Origin of the sequence: Pseudomonas sp. GD04091 (assembly GCF_029836165.1) — a bacterium.
Classification (GTDB): domain Bacteria; phylum Pseudomonadota; class Gammaproteobacteria; order Pseudomonadales; family Pseudomonadaceae; genus Aquipseudomonas.
Genome location: NZ_JAOEBG010000002.1, coordinates 337740 through 355263, shown reverse-complemented (window position 1 = coordinate 355263; position 17524 = coordinate 337740). Strand labels below are relative to the sequence as shown.

The following is a 17524-nucleotide window of genomic DNA, read 5'->3' as shown; positions in this document are numbered from 1 at the left end:
CCATGCACTACCGGGGCGCATCGGTGGCGTCGGTAGGCTTATCGGTAGCGGGCGCAGCGTCCGCGTCATCAGCCGCCAGCATGTCCATGGCCGACAGCAAGGCGTCGCCCTCGATCGGCCCTTGCAACAGGATGGCTTGGCCCGTCTGGCGATCAAGCAGACGCAGCGATGGCGTGGCGGTCACGCCGCTCTTGGTGGCTTCCGCAGCCTGGGCACGGATGACCACATCGGTCCGTTCGCTTGTCATGCACTGCTCAACGGCCGGCGTCGATTCGGGGTAGCGCAGGCCATCGGGCAATCCCTGGCCGTCACTGCGCGTGTGGGCATAGACCCACTCGACGGCATGCCAGAACGCGGCATGCCCGCCAGCTTCGGCGACGCACTCGGTCAAACGTGCCTCGGCTGACGCGGCCGGCTCGTGCGCAGCCAGCGGCTGATGGTGCCATTGCAGGGCCACGTCGGCGTTATTGCCGACCCATCGCTTCAGTTGAGGGAAGTACTCCCGGCAAAACGGGCATTCCAGGTCGGCATGGAGCGTCAGCGTGAAGCGACCTTCGGGGTTGCCCATTTGCCAGGGAGGCCCAGCCACCTGCGCAGTGGAGACCGTCGCAGGCGGCTGCGTTGAAGATTCGCCGGGCGACCGGGACATGAGCCAGATCAGCAGCAGCGCAACCAGCGCAGCAGCCACGGCCCAGGGCCAGCGGAGCCGCGAGCGCCGATGGCGGGACGCCTGCACCTGCATCGGAATGGAAGGTCGTTTCTGCTTCATGGCGTTCTCCGGCTTACGAAAGTTCCAGAGCCGGCGACTCGATGCCGCGCGCCTGGTCGATCTTCTCGGCCACCTTGAAGGCTGCTTCCAGTTCGGTGCAGCCATATTGCTGCATAAGCTGGAAGCGCTCGGCCTTCTCCTCGGGCTCGGTCTGCGCGAGCGCGAGATACAGGCTTGGTGGCACAGCACGGAACAGCACTTCCATGCTCTTGGAGAGGATGACGCCCTCGGTGAATTTCCCCGCCTCTTTGCGCGCGGACAGCATCAGCGCCTTCTGCGCCGGCGAGAGTTCGCGGAACTTCGCGATCTTCTCGACTTCATCGGGCGGCATCGACAGGCACACCCACCACTCAATCATGTTGAGCATGGGCTCCGCGGCCCGTGGCAGGTCGTCGATATTTTGCGTAGCCAGCCAGAACCACGCGCCCAACTTGCGCCACATTTTTGTGATCTTGACCACGTAGGGTGCGAGCAACGGATTCTTGGTGATGATGTGGCCTTCATCGGTCACATTGATGATTGGCCGACCGAGGTACTGGTCGCGCTCGGCGATGTTGTTCACCGTGCTGATCAGGCTGATGTAGGCGATGGAGAGCTGCGCGTTGTAGCCCTCGCGGGCATAGGTCGCCAGATCGACCAGCGTGATGTCGGCCTCGGGCCACGGGGTGCCGGGCCGGTCAAACATTTCGCCATCGGCCCCCTGACAAAACATGTCCATCGCGTCTGCCATCTCCAGCAGCCGCACGCGCCGCATCTCGGGCAACGTCGTGTCATTGCCGCGAGCACGCAAGGCGTCGCGCACGTCGCGCGTCAGTACCGTGCGCTTCTCGGCCACGCAGTGCTCGGCCGCGTCGAGGATGCACTGACGGATGAGCGAGCGATCAGCCCGCGTCATCCTCGCTTCTTCTTTGTCCTCGCCGCCGGTGATCATCAGGCGTGCCGTGATCTCCAATTCGCCCAGTACGTCGCGCTGCTCGTCCGCATCCATCACGGCGGCGTCCGACAGCAGATCCTCGTCCAGCGCATCGGCGTCGAGGGTCTGCACGTCGCTGGGCGTTTCGATCAGCCGGCGGGCGTCGGCGAACGGCGCCAGCGTCACGCCTGAGCCGGGGGCCAGCTTCACCCGGTTCACTGTCAGGCCCAAGCGTTTGGCGAAGTCGCTGAACAATCCGAAGCTGTTGCCGGCTTCCACGATGAACAGCCGCGGCCGATAGATGGCCGTGACTTGGTTCAAGAGGTTGTTGAGCGTCGCGGACTTACCGGAGCCGGTGGGACCGAACAGAAACAGGTGGGCATTCATTTGCCTGTCCAACCTGTTCAGCGGATCAAAAGTGATCGGGCCGCCCCCGCGGTTGAACATCGTGATGCCGGGGTGCCCCGTACCTTGGGCACGGCCCCACACCGGAGACAGGTTCGCGGCGTGCTGGGCGAACATCAGTTGGGTGTACCACTTACGCCGATCCTGGCCGGGGTTGTAGCAGCACGGTAGCCAGCGCAGATAGCTGCTCAGTGGCCCCACTTCGTCGTCTTCGCGCACCGGCTGTAGCCCGGCGTTGAGCATCACGTTCGCCAGGTCCAGGCCGCGCCGGTCCAGTTCCGCCTCGTCGCGCCCGCGCAGATAGAACGCCAGCGTCCCGCGATAGAGCTTGTGCGCGCTGCCGATCAGGGAGCGGGCTTCATGCACATCCTTGAGTGTCTGCTCCGACGCCAGGGTTTCTCCCACAGCCTTCTTCGCCAGGTGATTGAGATCCGATTCGAGAACATCCTGGGGCGTGGCGACCATCGTGAGACAAAGGGTGGTGTCCTCGGGCATCTGGTCGAAGAGCGTGTTGATGGCATCCCCTTTGCGGGTCTCGCCGGTCAGGTGTCCCGTGCCCGGCGGCATGCGCAGCCGATCGGTGATCAGTACGCGATGCGGCATACCGTCGAAGTGCCAGGTGCCGTGCGTTACGTCGGAACGCGGCTGGCCGAAGAACAATCGTTGGCTGAAGTCCCGCCCGCTCGCCAGTTCGATCTCGCCGTCCTCGGTCTCGTCTGGATAGCGGGCCAGCGCATAGAAGCGCTCCCGGTCATCGGCCCCAGGCCCGAGCAGCGTGGGCCGGGGATTGAACCAGCGCAGTAGCCAGTCGTGGACATCAGCGGCCACCATGCGCCGAGCCCGGATACCGGCGTTCGCCAGTCCGCCGCACAGGCGGTCGCAGACGATGTTCAGCATCTGCTCGGGTGTCTGGCCACGGCGGCTGGCCTGTCCGGTCGCGCGGCGATAGACCACCATGCGCACGCGCCGGGTCTGGCCGCGCCAGCGCAGCCGCGTGACTACCGTGTCCTCGAACAGACCGCCAGGCTTAGCTACCGCGCGAAGGTGGTGGCCGAAGAAGCGAAGGTAGAACTCGGTGAAGGCCGTATCGCGCGCACGCGGCTGCACATAGTCGCGCAGCGTCTGCATGTATTGGTCGAAGCTCGGTTCGTCCTGCGCGTAGAGCTGCAGGACCCATGGGTTCTCGTCCAGTTCATCGAAACTGTCCTGGAGCGCGTTCTCCAAGGCGTCGCGGGCGTGGGCGAGCCAGCCAGGCTCCCTGCCTTCGGTGCCCAGCGGCACAAGCTCGTAGAAGGCCGCCACCGAGTGCCCGTCTTCCAGCAGCATGGCCTTCGACTCGGGCAGAAACTCCACCCAGGGCAGGAGTTCCACGAAGGAAGGCGCCACGTCGTACAGCGCCTGATCGTCGGTCACGGTCGCCGGCCTGCGGCCTTGGAGCGCCGCGCCAGGTTCGGGGATGCCAGCCTGGCGCAAGGTCTCGACGTGGCGCTGCCACCCGTCCGGCTGGTCGTCATCGGTCGTATCGTTGGCACCTTCGGCGGTCGGCCTCAGCCACGGGAATTTCCACTGCATCAGTAGTCCTCCACGCGCTCGCCCGGCATGGCGTACTGCACGCGCTGGTACAGCGGGAACACGGTCGTATAGCCCGGGACCGGCACGGGGTCCGTGCCTGCCAGGTGCGGATACACGTACATCACGAGATCGGGATTGGGCAGGCGCTGGAACTGGCGATAGACCTCGTTGCGCGCAGTGCGCGTGTAGCGCATCTGCTCGGAAGGTGCGGCTTGCACGTCGGCTTCGGTCAACGGCCGGCGCAGGCTCTGGCGTGCATCGAGCAACTGCCGACGTGCCACCTGGCCGGCGCTACCACCGCCGTCACCGGCGTTCTGCTGCCAGATGTCCATCATCGTGCTGTCGCCGTGGGGCAGCAGCTTTTCCTTGCTGGTGGCGCATCCGCCGAGCACCACGACGGCGAGGGCCAGCGCCAGGCCCTTAGTCAAGTTCAAGAGCATGGCTTTCTCCTGCGCGGTGATCGACCTTGCGGCCTTCGGGATCGAAGTCGATGGCAAGCGGCTTTTCGAGATGGACGGCGACCTTGGCGCCCGGCTGGACATAGACGGCAGCGAAGGCCTGGCCGTACAACTTGTTCACCCAGTCGGCCATGTCGCGCACGCCACCGGCCAGGATGCGGCCCACGGCCTCGTTGCCCGAGATGCCGACGCTGCCGATGGAGCCGTCGGCGCCCACGTAGGACATCTGGCCGCTGTCGCTGTCGATGAGCGAGGCCACGCCGGCACCAGCCGCGGTGATCAGGGCTTGCGAGCCGAGGTACTGCTGGGCGTTGCTGCGCCGCTCCCCACTGACGCAAGGAATGCCATAGGGGTCGCTGATCCAGCCCAGGCCGTCGCGCTGCTGGTTGTTCTGCTGGTTGCCGTCGCGGTCCTCGGGGATGGTGCGAACCGTCCCGTCGTGGAAGACGAAGGTGATGCTGCGAACCTGGCCGCGCACGCACGAGAGCGTCCAGTCGCCCGAGGCGGTGCCGGAGAACACGGCGCCGGCCACGTCGGGAATGTCGATCCCGTTCGCGGTCAGGTTGTCCGGCCCGACCAACACTTTGAAGGGGTACGGGTCGTTGACGGTTCCGTCGATCGGCACGCGGCCGATGAGCGCCGTCATCGCCACCGATCCCATCAGCGTCGAATTGGTCGGCACGGTATAGACGGGCTTAGCGCTCTTGACCCCAGCGGCGCGGGCGCCCGCATTCGCAACGCTCTCCGCAGTGCTTTCCAGCGTGCTCTGCGCAGGTCCGAAGCTCGTCGGGAAGTTCATGCCGCTTCCCGTGCCACGACTGCTGTTGCGTCCATCGGCTGGCTTCGCGTCGTCCGGTTCGATCCAGCGCATGCCGCCTTCCATCCCGGCCTCGTCGCCGTCGCGCAGCCCCAGGCCCACGGGCAGATCGGCATGGCCGTCGCCGCGCCCGCCGATGCTGTCCAGGCGTCGCTGCAAGTCGGCGAGCAGCCCCTCGGTCTGCTGGCGTTCGCTGGCCGCCTGCTGCTGGTCGCGGCGCAGGTTGGAGCGCTCGGCGTCCAGCGCCGAATTGATGCGCTGGTCGATGGAGTTTTCGCGCTGGCGTAGCCGCTGGTTCTCTTCGCGCTGGGACTTGTTGTCCGAAAGCGCGGTCTGAAGCTCGGTGCGCAACTGCTTCACCTGGGCAACGAGCGTCGCCACGGTGTCGCGCGGGGTATCACCCTCGATACCCAGCGCCTTCATTTCCTCCGGCGTGAGCCTGCTGCCGCCATCCGCGGCGGTCGGTGCCGATGCGCCCCCGCCTGAGAACAGCCGGATGGCGACGAACAGCACCAGCAAGGCCACGGGGATCATCAGCCACTTCAGGAGTCCGTTACTGCGCATGGCGGGCCTCCTTGCTGTCGCTGATGTCCTGGAAACTGGCTTCCGGCCGAGGTAGATGCACGGCCGGGTCGAAGCGGTTGATCGCCGGCAGCATCGACTGCGCAAGGCCGCGCCCGCGCGTCACCAGGTACAGGACGGTCGTATCCTCGGGCGTTCCGCGCGGGCCGAGCGCTTCGTGCTGGAAGGTGGCCGTGAGGAAATCGCCTTGCAGCACGCGCGGGTCGAGGGTGATCCAGCCGTTGCTGCTATTGGTCAGGCGCACGGCCGTCACCCACTGATCCTCCAGGCGCCAGGACGCGAGCGCATGTGCGCGCACCGCCAGCGTCGGCATCAGCGTGCCGAGGTCCAGATCGCGCCGCAGGTTGACCCGCATAACGCCTGGCAGTGGCTCGACCGTGCGCAGCGGCGCGTAGAGGTTCTGCGCGGCGAAGCGCGTCAGGACGGCCGGGACCGGGGTTTCGCGCCGCGCTGCCCGCGCGCCTGCCTGATTTTGGGTGCGAGCCGGCGTCCCGTCGGCAGCGTCGGGTTGGTCGCCATAGCGCGCCGGGGTGCTGTTGCCCTCGACGATGCGCACTGGCTCCAGTTCGGGCTCCCCGTCCTTGGGCGGATCGGCGGCGATGTCGAGCAGGATCAGCGCGCCCGTGTCGGCGTCCTGCAGTTGCAGCCGCGTGGGCTCGATCGGCTCGCTGGCGCGCAGGTACACGGCTCCACCCGCGCTCTGCACACGCAGTCGCTCACCCACGCCTGCCGGCACGCCCACGCGCACGTTACGGTCGATGAACACGATGCGCTCCTGACCGACCTTCAGCGGCACCGCCAGCGGCATGCGTTCCCAGCGCAGGATCTCTACCGCTTGGACAGCGGGAACCGCGGCCACGGCCAGCAGCCCCAGCAGCGTGAGTACAGCGTGCTTCATGGGGTTTCTCCTTGGGGCGCTTGCGGCGACAAGCCGCCCGAGGCCGGGCGCGTCGGCTCCGGCGCGCTGATGCGCTGGGGCGCGCCCTCGTAGCAATCGAGCGCCAGGCCGAACGGGTTGCGGGCGGGATCGACGTCAACTCGCGTGACCTTCACGGGGTAGCGCACCAAGGCACGCTTGACTTGCTCTGCCCCGTAGTACTCGTCGGCAGTGATGTCCAGCGTCACCACCCAGTCGCGGTCGGAAACCACGCGCACGCGCGCCGTCGGGTCGTCGCCATAGCCGCGGCCGGGGATTTCGTAGATGCCGCGCACGCGCTGGCGCAGCTCGCCTGTGCTGCGGCGGTATTCGTAGTCCGCCCGCAGAAAGGCCTGGCAGGATGGGGTGAGGTACGGTGAGAGCGTGTGGAGGTTGCGCGCGTAGTCCTGCTCGCCATTCGTCGGCCAGCGGTTGAGCGTCTGGAACACGTAGAACGTGAACGCATAGACCGATTCGGGTGGCACTTCCCACCACTTCCTGGTGCTGCCGGAGCGCAGGTCGGGCGGAACGTGGATGGTCAGATCGCGCGGGGCGTTCCACCAGCCGCCGCCCATGACCAGGGCGATGATGACCAGTGCTCCTGCGCCCAGCCGTAGCGTCTTGATGTGCGCCTGCAGGTGGGTGATCTCGTTCTTGAAACGGCTCATCGCACCCCCCTTGAAGCAGGCCTTCGGGTGGTCCAGAAACCGGAGCGCGAGATCAGCACATGGCCGCCCACCCAGCCGGCCATCAGCGGATGGCGCGTGGCGATGCGCCATTGCAGTTGACGGTACAGCCAGGTGTCGGGACGCCCGCGCTTGAGGCGGCGCAGGATGCCGCCGCCGATGAACACGCCGAGCGCGACGCCCAGGACCACGAACGTCGGCGCGATGGCAATCGTGCGGAACACCCAGGACAGCGGCGCGCCGACCAGCAGGCCGGCGGCGCCGGACAGGCCGCAGCAAATCCACAACTCGTCGGCGGTGAGGCCGCGCACGACTACGGGATGGCGGTTGAGCCGGTGCGGAAGGAACGTGACCGTCCCGTCAGCACGGACGTGCTGCTGCTCGGACATACCAGCCTCGCCTTACAGGATGCCGGTGGCTTCGGTGAGCAGCCAGATGCCGATCACGAGCAGGACGGCGCCGATGGCGACCGTGAGGCCGAACTGGCCCCACGTCTTGCGGCCGGTATGGATCTCCGCGTAGGTCCCGTAAGCGTGATAGCAGACGCCGATGAACATCGACGCCACCACCAGCAGGGCCACGAGCATGATGATGTCGTAGCCGTAATTCCTGATCGTTTCCATGATGCCGTTGCCGGTGCCGCGGGTTGGGTTCTCCAACTGCGGCAGACCCTGTGCGAACGACAGCGCAGGCAGCGCGGCGGCGCCCAGGGCCACGGCGGCGCGCTGGGCAAAACGGGAAGTGAGGATGCGGTTGTGCATGGTGAGGCCTTTCAGGTCAGGAGAGGAGGAAAAAGGTCAGGACGAGGTACATCGCGACGAAGCGGATGCAGACGCCGAGGAACTGGCGCTGGTTGAGGCGGCTCTCGGACCACCCCACGTAGGCCGTTCGGATGGCCCAGACGCCCCACACGAGCAGGACCGCGAACACGACACCGACCAGGACGGTCGCCATCGCGGAAGGCGCGATGCCGCTGTTGGCTTGAAATGCCGAGACCTGGGCGCCGTTCATGGCTTGCCCTCCGCAGTCGTTGTCGGCGGCGGCTCGACGGCCCGCTCGGTGCGGTAGTCGCCGGCCAGTTCGGAGGGGTCGCGCGGCTGGGCCCGCGACGGCGTGAGATGGGCCTGGATGCCAGCGCGCACGCGCGCCAGGTCAGCCAGGAGCCGCGGGTAATCGAAGTGGTAGCGCTCGCCAGGTGTGATGGAGGACCGCGAGGCGCTGTCCGCGACGGTGCGCTCCAAAGCGTCGAGTTGGCGCAGCGTGGCGGCCAGTTCCTGGCGCTGCGCCGGGGACTCGGCCAGGACCATCGGTGTGTGGCCCAGCAGGAGGGCCATCACGAAAAGAGTGGGCGCGCCGCGATGCGCGGCACGACGCCAGGTTGAAGCCGCCATCGCGCCATTCCTGTGTAATCAGCAATGGCTTGATCGTGGAGATCGGGGCTGCTTTAGGCCGCAAACAATAGGAACCCGCGCACGACCGGATTCATGGGGGCGCACGCAGACGCGCGGGTTGAACAGTGGCTACAAGAGCCTTGCGGAACCTCGGGATCGACCGATGGGCCGATTGGGAGGAAAGGCGGACCTGGAGTACTCTTTCACCATGCCGATTCCCCGCTTCCCACGCCTGATGCACTACAAGCTCGACGGGCGTCGCGCTGTGCTGTGCGAGAGCCTTGTGGAATGGTCCGCTTGGATGGCGGCGGGTGACCGCCGTGTCGCGGAAACATGGATCGATGACGTCCGCATCTCCACAGTCTTTCTCGGGCTGGACCACAACCACGGGCCAGGTGGCGATCCGCTCCTGTTCGAGACGATCGCCTTCGTGGATGACACGGCGCACGAGATGCGCCGGTATTTCATCTGGGAGGAAGCCGAGGCGGGCCATGCCGAGATGACCGCGCTCATCCGCTCGGAAATGGAAGCCGCGAAGGTCCGGGCGGGTGAAGCATGGAGGCAGGTGTACGAACGGCTGCGGGCTTAGTCGTCACGGTCGCCTATGTCGTCATAGGCACTTCCTGGGGCTGCGCCCGGCCAAAGTCAAAAAGCCCTTGCACGAATCGCTTGACATTCCAACGATGTCAAGGTTCACACTTCTTTCACTACCTTGAAAGGAGCGTGCAATGACAGCTTTTCGTGTACCCGACATGACATGCGGCAGTTGTGCCGGACGAATCCAACGGGCGATCGTCGCAACGGACGACACCGCTCGCATCGAGATCAGCGTTCGCGATCGATTGGTGCAGATTTCTGGCGCCGCAACCGATGCGGAATTCGCGGAGGCCATCCAGGAGGCTGGCTATACGCCAGAGCTGGTCCAGCAGTCCGCCGGCCCGGCCAGTACGAGCGGCGACGCAAGGAGCGGCGGATGTTGCGGAGCGACAGCTCGCCGCACATCCTGCTGCGGATAACCGAAGCGGGCTTTCCGAGTGCCACTTCCACAGTCGAACGCTCGACGACGCGCCTTGCTGGGTAACTCCCGGCGCCATGCGTACAGGGTGTTGGACGTGGCTTCGGTACTCTCGCCGCGCGCCCCAGTGACGGGTGCCTCATGGCTCCGTCGGGGCGGCGGGCGGCCTCGCCAGGACCGCATGGCTTGCATCGGCTATTCTTTATCTAGATTTTTTGCAATTAGGGACGGCTTCAATGGACAAATCGACCCCTCGAATGACCAACCTTTTTCGTCAGCTTGGCTTGGATAGCGACGCCGAGTCGATTTCGCGCTTCATTGAAGCGAATCAACTTGCTGCCGACGTCAGGCTGGAGGACGCCCCGTTCTGGACTGACGCGCAACGCCAGTTCCTGGCCGAACAGATCAAGGCGGATGCAGCCTGGGCCATCGTCGTGGACCAGCTCAGCGAGTCGCTGCATGAGGATTCGGTCCGCTCGCGCAAGGATGGCGACGCGGCGGCATCTTGCTGCCAAAGCTGATGCGGCCCGCGCTCATCGCGCGGCGCAAGTATGTAGGCCCTCGCGACCAGACGATCGGCAAGCGGGCCGCGCCAAAGACATCGAGGGACAGCAAAGGAATCAACCACTAACCTGAAAGGCATGGGCATGGATCATCATCCCGATAGGCAGGACGGCGTCCAAGAAGGATCTGCAAGCACAACGGCACGCTCGAAGGACCCCGTATGCGGCATGGACGTGCCGCCCGAATCACCGCATCGTGAAGAGCACAACGGCGAGACCTATCGATTTTGCAGCGCCCGATGCCGAGAAAAATTCATCGCCGATCCCGCGCGATATGCGGTGAGTGCGACGTCCGCTCAAGTAGCATCCTCCGGCACGATGTACGTGTGTCCCATGCACCCGGAGATCCGGCAGGATCGCCCTGGCCGCTGCCCCAAATGCCAGATGCATCTGGTGCCCGAAGCAGAAGCCCAAAAGGGGCATGGCCACGGTCACGAGCATGCCCATGGGACGGTAGTTCACGCACAACGCGAACCGGCCGCCGAGCCGGCATCCGTGCCGGCGGGAACCATCTACACCTGCCCCATGCACCCGGAGGTGCAACAGGACCATCCCGGGAACTGCCCGAAATGCGGCATGACGCTGGAGCCGATCATTCCGCTGGATGAGGAAGACAACAGCGAACTGAAGGATTTCCAGCGGCGCTTCTGGTGGACGCTGCCGTTCACGGTGATCGTCACCGTACTTGCCATGTTCGGACATCAACTGGATTTGTTCAGCATGCAGACCCAGACATGGGTGGAACTGGTGCTGTCCATGCCGGTCGTGCTGTGGACGGGTTGGCCGTTCTTTGTCAGGGGATGGCAATCGATCGTCCATCGCAGCCCGAACATGTGGACGCTGATCGGCTTGGGATCGGGTGCAGCCTTCATCTACAGCGTGGTTGCCACGGTGGCGCCGGGGGTGTTCCCCGATTCGTTCGTCTCGATGGGCCGGGTGGCGGTGTACTTCGAGGCGGCGGTGGTGATCATTTCCCTCACCATGCTGGGCCAGATCATCGAACTGAAAGCGCGCTCTCAGACCTCCGCGGCCATCAAGTCATTGCTGGGTCTCGCACCGAAAACCGCGCGGCGCATCAATGCCGATGGCAGCGAGGAAGACGTGCCGCTCAACCACGTGCATGTCGGTGATTTCCTGCGCGTGCGCCCGGGTGAGAAGGTCCCGGTCGATGGCACCGTGACCGAAGGCAGCAGCGCGGTCGATGAGTCCATGCTGACCGGCGAGCCCGTGCCGGTGACCAAGCGGGTCGGCGACAAGCTGATCGGTGCGACGCTGAACACGAGTGGCGCACTGGTCATGCAGTCCGAGAAAGTCGGCGCTGCCACCATGCTCTCGCAGATCGTGCAGATGGTCGCCTCGGCCCAGCGTTCCAAGGCGCCCATGCAGCGCATGGCCGACGTCGTCGCCGGCAAGTTCGTGATCGTGGTCGTGCTGATCGCCATCGCCACCTTCTTTGTCTGGGGGCTGTTCGGCCCCGAGCCGAGCTGGGTATTCGGCCTGATCAACGCGGTGGCGGTGCTGATCATCGCGTGCCCCTGCGCGCTGGGCCTGGCCACGCCAATGTCGGTGATGGTTGCCACCGGCCGCGCCGCCACGCAGGGCGTGCTGTTCCGCGATGCCGGCGCGATCGAGAAGATGCGCGAGGTCGATACCCTGATCGTGGACAAGACCGGCACCCTCACGGAAGGCCGACCTGCTTTCGACCGGGCCATCGCGGCGCCGGGCTTCACCCCCGATGAGGTGCTGAGGCTGGCTGCAAGCCTGGACCAGGGCAGCGAGCATCCGCTGGCGGACGCCATCGTCAGCGCTGCGCGTTCCAAGGGGCTGCAACTGGCCAAGCCTGCCGATTTCGAGTCCGGCAGCGGCATCGGCGTGCGCGGCACGGTCGAGGGACGCCGCCTGGCGTTGGGCAATACCGCGTTGATGGAACAGGAAGGCGTGCCAGTTTCGGCGCTGCAGGCGGACGGAGAGCGGCTGCGCGCGGAAGGCGCCAGCATCATGCACCTGGCGGTGGACGGCAGCTTCGCGGGCATCCTCGCGGTGACCGACCCCATCAAGGCCAGTACCCCCGACGCGATACGAACCCTCCACGCCAGCGGCCTGCGCATCGTGATGGCAACCGGCGACGGTCTCACCACGGCGAAGGCCGTCGGGGCCAAGCTCGGGATCGACGAAGTGCATGGCGAGGTCAAGCCAGCGGACAAACTGGCGCTGGTGGACAAGCTGCAACAGGAAGGCCACGTGGTCGCCATGGCAGGAGACGGCATCAACGATGCGCCCGCCCTGGCCAAGTCCGACGTGGGTGTTGCCATGGGGACAGGCACCGACGTGGCGATGAACAGTGGGCAGGTCACCCTGATCAAGGGCGACTTGCGCGGCATTGCGGTGTCGCGCGAAGTCTCCATCGACACGGTGCGCAATATGCGGCAGAACCTGCTGTTCGCCTTTATCTACAACGGCATTGGTGTGCCGATTGCGGCCGGCGTGATCTATCCCTTCACCGGCTGGCTGCTCTCGCCCATGATCGCGGCGCTCGCGATGAGCCTGAGTTCGGCCTCGGTGATCTTCAATGCGCTGCGGCTGCGTGGCGCGAAGTAGCGGCCGAGCGCGCTTCGGTTGAAGGGAGCAACCGAGCGCGCAAGGCACGGTCACAGGTACTTCTTGAAGCTGCCCGCCGTGAGGCTCACAGCCAGCCCCAGCAACGCGGCGCTGGGCAGCAGAATGACCAGCGGATGCACCGAGACCGGCAATGCCAGGTAGGTGACCCAGGGCAGCACGGCCAAGGGCATGAGCGAGGCTTTGGCGCGGTGGTAGATGAAGCCCGATTCCCTGCCTGCGCCGAAGCGGCGCACGTCGCGGCGGACCAAGCCGTCGATCAGTCCGACGAATGCTGCCGTGAAGATCAACGGTAGCGTAAGCACGAGCACCAGCAGGCGGACCATGAAGGTCAACGTGGTGAAGGCGGCCGCGATCAAGTAGCTTTCGGCCCAAACATACATCTGGCTGACGTAGTACCGGAAGTTGCGCGCCTGCCCATGACTGGGCGCGCGGGCGCGCTCGGCGGTCTGGCTCATCCGCTCCAGCAGGCCCGAGCGCACGAACACCCACTCGTATCCGGCATCCACCAGCTCATGCGCCGTGCGCCCCGGCTCCTGCACGACCACGCTGCGCGTGAAATGACTGGAGAGGTGCCCCAGCTCGTACTGCAGCATCTGCTGCGAGTGCCGCCAGCCTTGTTCTGGCCAAAACAGGTGCATGCCCACGCACTCGACCACGATCGAGAACAGCAGCGAGGCGATCAGCACGCCGAACACCCTGAAGGGCAAGGTGATCGTGCCGACGATCAGGCCTTGGCGGCGGCTCTGCTCCCGCTGTGCGGAGGCGGCAGCATCGCTCATGGCGAAGCCTCGTTGCCGGCCGCATCGTCCGCGCCGGCGGCCGGCACGCCAATGGCCGCCTCGTTGAGCAGGTCATCGGGCAAATCCGCGTCCTGCAAGGCCGGGGAACTGGTGAACTCCCACCACTGCGTCGCGTCGGTGTAGTTCTGTCGCATGTACCCGGCGAGCTGCTGCAGATCCTGCGGCATCAGCTCATCCGCGTCCGGTGCGGGTAGAGGCATCCGAATCTTCCAGAGCTGACCGCCCTGCATCAACGCGAAGCACTGGCCCTTGGGCAGACCAACGACGTGCGAGGGCTCGACCATGGGCACGCTGGTGCTGCTGATCCGGTCCTGGGTATTCGACGTGAAATCGGTCGCGCCGCGGATGTCCGAACTGTCGGTCGCGCCGCTCACGATGGTGGTGGTATAGACCTCCACCTTGGGCAACTGCCTGGTCAGCAACTCGGCGGTCGCCGTCTCCCGAACCCGCAACATGAACAGGTTGTTGAAGTTTCCGATCACCTGGCCAGCCTTGGCGCGATTGCCGATGCGGGCCTCGATGTCGCTGAGGGTCTGCGTGTACGCGGTGACCTGAAGCCCGGCGCCGCCCCCCTTGTTGATGAGCGGTATGAACTCGTCGCCCATCAACTCGTTGAACTCGTCTGCATGGACGTTGATCGGCACCCGGGCGTCTGCCGTCGCGCCGGGCAGTCCGTCGTCAATGCCATGCTTGTAGATGTGCCCAGCGACGGACACCAGGTCGGAGAACATGGAGTTCCCGACCGCCGCGGCGACTTCGGCATCGGACAGCGCGTCGAGGCCCACATAGACGATGGCCCGCTTACGGATGATCTGCATCCAGTCGAAGATCGGCCGTGGGTCGGCTAGGTCGGAGTAGTTCGGCGCCAGGAGCTGGGCGATCTTGCCGCTGGTGAGCTTCTCCAGCAAAGGCAACAAGCTCGCCACGATCTTGTCGAAATAGGTCTTGTCGTATCGAACCGCCGAGCGCAGGCCGTCGAGCACGGGGTCGTAGTTGCGGGCCTGGCTCAGGTACTGCTCCAAGGCCACCACGCGCTTCTCGCGCCCGATCATGTTGCGTGGGATGTTCTTCTCGTTGAGCTTGGCCTCGATCTGGACGATCACCTCCCAGGCCTTGGGTTCGGTCTTTGCGAAGTAGTGCTGGGCGTACTCGATGAAAAGTGCATCGATGTTGATCACATGGCGTTGGATCAGCATGTAGTCCGGGCGCTGCCCCAGTTCCACCAGGGCGCGCGCGATGATGTTCACGAAGCGCCAGGCGAACTCGCGGAACGCCGCGCTGTTGCCCTCACCGGATAGCTGCCCCGCAACGCGTGTGGCGACCTCCGAAATCCTCCCGAAGCGGCCCACCGCGTTGTAGCGCGCGGAAATCTCGGGCCAGCCGAGATGGAACACATAGAACTCACCCTCGCGGCCCGCACGTTTGGCCTCGACGTACATCCTCTTCAGGAGATCGGCGTCGCCCTTCGGATCGATGACGATGACGACTTCATGCTCGCCAGCTGCGTTCTTGCGGCGGATGTCCTGCGTGACGAACAGTTCGGCGAGCCGTGTTTTGCCCACGCGGGTCGTCCCCAGCACCAACGAATGGCCGACGCGCTCGCCCAGCGGCAGGCTGACATCCACTTCCTCCGGCTCGATGCCGTGCAGCCGCGGCATCCCGCCCACGGGCGGCAGCGGCCGCACCGGGTTGAAAGGCACGTCCCAGGCCGTGAGCCGGGCCAGACGCGAAATCGGGAACGGCGCGAACTCCAGCCGTTCCTCCAGGCGCCGCGCCAGCAGGTATGCCGGCGTCGGCTCCGCGTAGCGGCGGAAATCGGGCCGGTATGTCTGCACCAGCCGGTGCGTGTGCTTCTGCTCCCAGCGGAACCCCTTGCCGATGAAGAGCCGATGCTGGCTGACCGGCACATCCCGGCTCGTCATCACGTAGCGAGGGAGGCGACGGATATTGCGGCGATAGCGCAGGATCACACGCGCGTCGCGATAGCGGATGGCGCCGTAGGTCGCGAACGCCAGCGCGCTGCCCACGCCCATGGCCGGGCTCAGCGCGAGCGACCATGGGGCCACCAGGGACAGAATCGCGGCGCCTGCACACGCCGCGACGGTGTAAAGCTCCACCGCTGGGCGAAGCAGCACCTCGACAGGCTGTTTCCCCGACATGGCTTCATTGCTCGATGCCGGTGGCCGTGATCAGCGCCGGGTAGTGCCGCAGGCCCAGGCGCTCGGCCAGGTCGTCGCCGGCCACGGGTGCCAACGGCACGCCCGGCACCAGTGCGCGCAACCGCGCCAGCGCCTGCGCCGTCTCGACGTTGACCACCAGGCCGACCGCGCCACGCTCGCGCAGGGAGGCCGCGTGGCGGCGCAGCCAAGCCTGGGAGGCGTCATCGTCGCCGACGATCACGAAAGGCCGCAGGCCCGGAGCCTCGATCACCCGCCGCGCGACAGTGCCGGGTGTGAGCTTGGCGCTGCGCACCGGCAACATCGCTGTTTCATCGAAGACATGGTTGGGCACGCGCGGCAGTTCGATGCGCGGCGGCGGACGGTCGGCGCGCGACTGAAGGTTGAGGGCTTCGTAATACGGCAGTGCCGAGGCGCCGCCGTGGTCTTCCACCACGGTCAAGGGCTCGGCGGCCTGCAGCGTCAGCGGCGTCGCCGCCACCAGTGCGAGCAGGCGCCGCAGGGAAGAATGGGGAATCGTCATCGTGAAGTCTCCTGGTGCTGCGTGAGCGCAGTGACGGCTGGGCGTGTGCCTTGCACGCGGGCAAGGTGGCGGGACACGCTGCGCCGATACCGGGCGGCGGGCTCGCCGCCGGCGGGACGGTGGTAACGGCCGATCGCCAGCAGCCAGTCCTCGCCGGGGACGTACTGCTCCTTCAGGATCTCGGCGGCGATCGCCAGGTTGCGGTACGGGTCGAGCAAGTCGCAGGCGGTGGCATAGCGGTGCTTGTGGTAACCGAGGTTGATCTGCCCAAGGCCGGCGTCGATGCGGGTGTGCGGCGTGGAGCGCATCGCCTGCTGCAGTCCGGCGCAGGCGGCGTCCCGGCTCGCGAACCGGCGCGATGCACCGGCGATGTTCAAGGACCACGGCCATGGGACCATGCGCCCGTTGCGCCGTATGCCGCTCTCTTGCAGGGCGACTGCGTAGAGCACGGTTGAGGGAATGCCGGCGCGCTGGGCGGCAAGCTGGTAAGCCGGTGGCGGAACCTCCTGGGCCTGAGCCAGGCCGACGTGCAGGACGCCAGCAAGCAGCAGCGAGCGCAGCGCTCGCGTGGCCGGAAAGGCGCTCAGGGTTGGCGCTGCCATTGCCCGTTCACCTCGCGCACAACGGCCGGCAGATCGCCACGCAAGCCCAGAGACAGCCAGCGGCCGCTGTCGTGATTGAGCGTGATCCCGCCGCTACGCACCCGCGCCGGGTCGATTTGTGTGCGCTTGGCCCAGTCGCGGATGTGGGCGTCGCTCTGACGGCTGCCGACCACATACACGTCGAACTCGGCCCCCGAAGACTGAAGGCGCTGCACGAGCTGCCCGCAGGGTGCGCAGCCGTCCTTGACGAAGACAGCGGTCCGTCCACTGCTGCGTGCGGCCGCGGTCGCCGGCCTGTCGTCGGGCAGGTTCACACGCTGCATGCCGGGGTTCAGGCGCTGCCACGCCTCGTCGTATGCGCGCTGGTATGCCAGCAGCTTCTCGACGCGGCGCGCCTCGACCTGCACCTGCAGTTCTGCGTAGCGGCGTCGTTCTTCGTCGGTGCGTGCCTCGATGCCCAGGGCGGACAGCGGGTCCAGGTTGGGCGAGTAGATGCCCAGCGGCCCGTCCATCAATTCGCGGTAGCGAGCCCACTCCTGCGGTTGCAGACCCCAGTCGCTTGCCACCCGGTCGTCCGGGATGCGAGCGACCAGGGGGCGCTCCTGGCTTTGCGCATTGCGGGCGGGGCTCATGGCCTGCTGCTGCGCCCAGGCGGGCAACTGGGCAGACAGCAACAGGAGTGCGGAAAGGATGATCGACGGCTTCATGTGGTGTGC

18 protein-coding genes are annotated in these 17524 nt (G+C 66.1%); 3 read left to right on the top strand and 15 right to left on the bottom strand.

From position 1 onward, the window contains the following. Positions 1-7 precede the first annotated feature (7 nt). The 10 genes from N7422_RS04665 to N7422_RS04620 are packed head-to-tail and all read right to left on the bottom strand — an operon-like array spanning position 8 to position 8509. The gene (locus N7422_RS04665; RefSeq protein WP_023912685.1) at positions 8-769 is read right to left on the bottom strand and encodes a thioredoxin domain-containing protein; all 762 of its coding nucleotides are present in this window, start codon (positions 767-769) and stop codon (positions 8-10) included. A gap of 13 nt (positions 770-782) precedes the next feature. After that, a complete protein-coding gene (locus tag N7422_RS04660) occupies positions 783-3659 on the bottom strand; it encodes a conjugative transfer ATPase (protein ID WP_023912683.1) in 2877 nt (958 codons plus the stop codon). Beyond that, on the bottom strand, positions 3659-4099 hold the full coding sequence (locus tag N7422_RS04655; RefSeq protein ID WP_023912716.1) for a TIGR03751 family conjugal transfer lipoprotein: 441 nt from the start codon (positions 4097-4099) through the stop codon (positions 3659-3661). The genes N7422_RS04660 and N7422_RS04655 overlap by 1 nt, the downstream gene beginning before the upstream one ends. Next, positions 4080-5498: a TIGR03752 family integrating conjugative element protein gene (locus N7422_RS04650; RefSeq protein WP_023912681.1), complete on the bottom strand. Its 1419-nt coding sequence runs from the start codon at positions 5496-5498 to the stop codon at positions 4080-4082. Before N7422_RS04650 ends, N7422_RS04655 begins: the two co-directional genes overlap by 20 nt. Then, positions 5488-6414 carry a TIGR03749 family integrating conjugative element protein gene (locus N7422_RS04645; RefSeq protein ID WP_023912680.1) on the bottom strand — a complete coding sequence of 309 codons (927 nt, stop codon included), beginning with the start codon at positions 6412-6414 and terminating at the stop codon, positions 5488-5490. The genes N7422_RS04650 and N7422_RS04645 overlap by 11 nt, the downstream gene beginning before the upstream one ends. Beyond that, on the bottom strand, positions 6411-7100 hold the full coding sequence (locus N7422_RS04640) for a PFL_4703 family integrating conjugative element protein (RefSeq protein WP_023912679.1): 690 nt from the start codon (positions 7098-7100) through the stop codon (positions 6411-6413). Before N7422_RS04640 ends, N7422_RS04645 begins: the two co-directional genes overlap by 4 nt. Next, entirely contained in the window at positions 7097-7507 is a 411-nt protein-coding gene (locus N7422_RS04635) for a TIGR03750 family conjugal transfer protein (protein WP_023912678.1), read from the bottom strand. Before N7422_RS04635 ends, N7422_RS04640 begins: the two co-directional genes overlap by 4 nt. A 12-nt stretch (positions 7508-7519) precedes the next feature. Then, positions 7520-7879, bottom strand: coding sequence for a TIGR03745 family integrating conjugative element membrane protein (locus tag N7422_RS04630; RefSeq protein WP_021195311.1), 360 nt, complete (start codon positions 7877-7879; stop codon positions 7520-7522). 16 nt (positions 7880-7895) lie between these two features. Beyond that, positions 7896-8129 carry a TIGR03758 family integrating conjugative element protein gene (locus tag N7422_RS04625; RefSeq protein ID WP_013520781.1) on the bottom strand — a complete coding sequence of 78 codons (234 nt, stop codon included), beginning with the start codon at positions 8127-8129 and terminating at the stop codon, positions 7896-7898. Next, positions 8126-8509, bottom strand: a complete 384-nt coding sequence (locus N7422_RS04620; protein ID WP_023912677.1) for an RAQPRD family integrative conjugative element protein — start codon at positions 8507-8509, stop codon at positions 8126-8128. Before N7422_RS04620 ends, N7422_RS04625 begins: the two co-directional genes overlap by 4 nt. Positions 8510-8717: 208 nt before the next feature. On the opposite strand from N7422_RS04620, the gene N7422_RS04615 reads away from it, so the two are divergent. The 3 genes from N7422_RS04615 (at position 8718) to N7422_RS04605 (ending at position 12685) form a co-directional block, all read left to right on the top strand. Further along, positions 8718-9098 carry a hypothetical protein gene (locus N7422_RS04615; protein ID WP_031276167.1) on the top strand — a complete coding sequence of 127 codons (381 nt, stop codon included), beginning with the start codon at positions 8718-8720 and terminating at the stop codon, positions 9096-9098. A gap of 662 nt (positions 9099-9760) precedes the next feature. Then, complete coding sequence (locus N7422_RS04610) at positions 9761-10045, top strand: DUF2789 domain-containing protein (protein ID WP_031276165.1); 285 nt, start codon at positions 9761-9763, stop codon at positions 10043-10045. A gap of 126 nt (positions 10046-10171) precedes the next feature. Beyond that, a complete protein-coding gene (locus N7422_RS04605; RefSeq protein ID WP_094226391.1) occupies positions 10172-12685 on the top strand; it encodes a heavy metal translocating P-type ATPase in 2514 nt (837 codons plus the stop codon). Between the two features lie 50 nt (positions 12686-12735). Here N7422_RS04605 and N7422_RS04600 read toward each other — a convergent pair whose 3' ends face one another. Genes N7422_RS04600 through N7422_RS04580 form a run of 5 tightly spaced genes read right to left on the bottom strand, consistent with a single transcriptional unit; the run spans position 12736 to position 17515 of the window. Beyond that, a complete protein-coding gene (locus N7422_RS04600) occupies positions 12736-13485 on the bottom strand; it encodes a TIGR03747 family integrating conjugative element membrane protein (RefSeq protein ID WP_023912669.1) in 750 nt (249 codons plus the stop codon). Next, positions 13482-15665 (bottom strand): type IV conjugative transfer system coupling protein TraD, encoded by a 2184-nt coding sequence (traD, locus tag N7422_RS04595; RefSeq protein ID WP_023912667.1) that lies wholly within the window; start codon positions 15663-15665, stop codon positions 13482-13484. Before traD ends, N7422_RS04600 begins: the two co-directional genes overlap by 4 nt. A gap of 4 nt (positions 15666-15669) precedes the next feature. Further along, on the bottom strand, positions 15670-16206 hold the full coding sequence (locus N7422_RS04590) for an integrating conjugative element protein (protein WP_023912665.1): 537 nt from the start codon (positions 16204-16206) through the stop codon (positions 15670-15672). Then, a complete protein-coding gene (locus N7422_RS04585) occupies positions 16203-16808 on the bottom strand; it encodes a transglycosylase SLT domain-containing protein (protein WP_023912663.1) in 606 nt (201 codons plus the stop codon). The genes N7422_RS04590 and N7422_RS04585 overlap by 4 nt, the downstream gene beginning before the upstream one ends. Next, positions 16790-17515 (bottom strand): TIGR03759 family integrating conjugative element protein, encoded by a 726-nt coding sequence (locus tag N7422_RS04580; RefSeq protein ID WP_023912661.1) that lies wholly within the window; start codon positions 17513-17515, stop codon positions 16790-16792. Before N7422_RS04580 ends, N7422_RS04585 begins: the two co-directional genes overlap by 19 nt. Positions 17516-17524 lie beyond the last annotated feature (9 nt).

What these genes read in the sequence shown, in the direction of transcription:
- N7422_RS04665 (WP_023912685.1), bottom strand. Translation starts at nt 769, where the DNA reads ATGAAGCAGAAACGACCTTCCATTCCGATGCAGGTGCAGGCGTCCCGC.
- N7422_RS04660 (WP_023912683.1), bottom strand. Translation starts at nt 3,659, where the DNA reads ATGCAGTGGAAATTCCCGTGGCTGAGGCCGACCGCCGAAGGTGCCAAC.
- N7422_RS04655 (WP_023912716.1), bottom strand. Translation starts at nt 4,099, where the DNA reads ATGCTCTTGAACTTGACTAAGGGCCTGGCGCTGGCCCTCGCCGTCGTG.
- N7422_RS04650 (WP_023912681.1), bottom strand. Translation starts at nt 5,498, where the DNA reads ATGCGCAGTAACGGACTCCTGAAGTGGCTGATGATCCCCGTGGCCTTG.
- N7422_RS04645 (WP_023912680.1), bottom strand. Translation starts at nt 6,414, where the DNA reads ATGAAGCACGCTGTACTCACGCTGCTGGGGCTGCTGGCCGTGGCCGCG.
- N7422_RS04640 (WP_023912679.1), bottom strand. Translation starts at nt 7,100, where the DNA reads ATGAGCCGTTTCAAGAACGAGATCACCCACCTGCAGGCGCACATCAAG.
- N7422_RS04635 (WP_023912678.1), bottom strand. Translation starts at nt 7,507, where the DNA reads ATGTCCGAGCAGCAGCACGTCCGTGCTGACGGGACGGTCACGTTCCTT.
- N7422_RS04630 (WP_021195311.1), bottom strand. Translation starts at nt 7,879, where the DNA reads ATGCACAACCGCATCCTCACTTCCCGTTTTGCCCAGCGCGCCGCCGTG.
- N7422_RS04625 (WP_013520781.1), bottom strand. Translation starts at nt 8,129, where the DNA reads ATGAACGGCGCCCAGGTCTCGGCATTTCAAGCCAACAGCGGCATCGCG.
- N7422_RS04620 (WP_023912677.1), bottom strand. Translation starts at nt 8,509, where the DNA reads ATGGCGGCTTCAACCTGGCGTCGTGCCGCGCATCGCGGCGCGCCCACT.
- N7422_RS04615 (WP_031276167.1), top strand. Translation starts at nt 8,718, where the DNA reads ATGCCGATTCCCCGCTTCCCACGCCTGATGCACTACAAGCTCGACGGG.
- N7422_RS04610 (WP_031276165.1), top strand. Translation starts at nt 9,761, where the DNA reads ATGGACAAATCGACCCCTCGAATGACCAACCTTTTTCGTCAGCTTGGC.
- N7422_RS04605 (WP_094226391.1), top strand. Translation starts at nt 10,172, where the DNA reads ATGGATCATCATCCCGATAGGCAGGACGGCGTCCAAGAAGGATCTGCA.
- N7422_RS04600 (WP_023912669.1), bottom strand. Translation starts at nt 13,485, where the DNA reads ATGAGCGATGCTGCCGCCTCCGCACAGCGGGAGCAGAGCCGCCGCCAA.
- traD (WP_023912667.1), bottom strand. Translation starts at nt 15,665, where the DNA reads ATGTCGGGGAAACAGCCTGTCGAGGTGCTGCTTCGCCCAGCGGTGGAG.
- N7422_RS04590 (WP_023912665.1), bottom strand. Translation starts at nt 16,206, where the DNA reads ATGACGATTCCCCATTCTTCCCTGCGGCGCCTGCTCGCACTGGTGGCG.
- N7422_RS04585 (WP_023912663.1), bottom strand. Translation starts at nt 16,808, where the DNA reads ATGGCAGCGCCAACCCTGAGCGCCTTTCCGGCCACGCGAGCGCTGCGC.
- N7422_RS04580 (WP_023912661.1), bottom strand. Translation starts at nt 17,515, where the DNA reads ATGAAGCCGTCGATCATCCTTTCCGCACTCCTGTTGCTGTCTGCCCAG.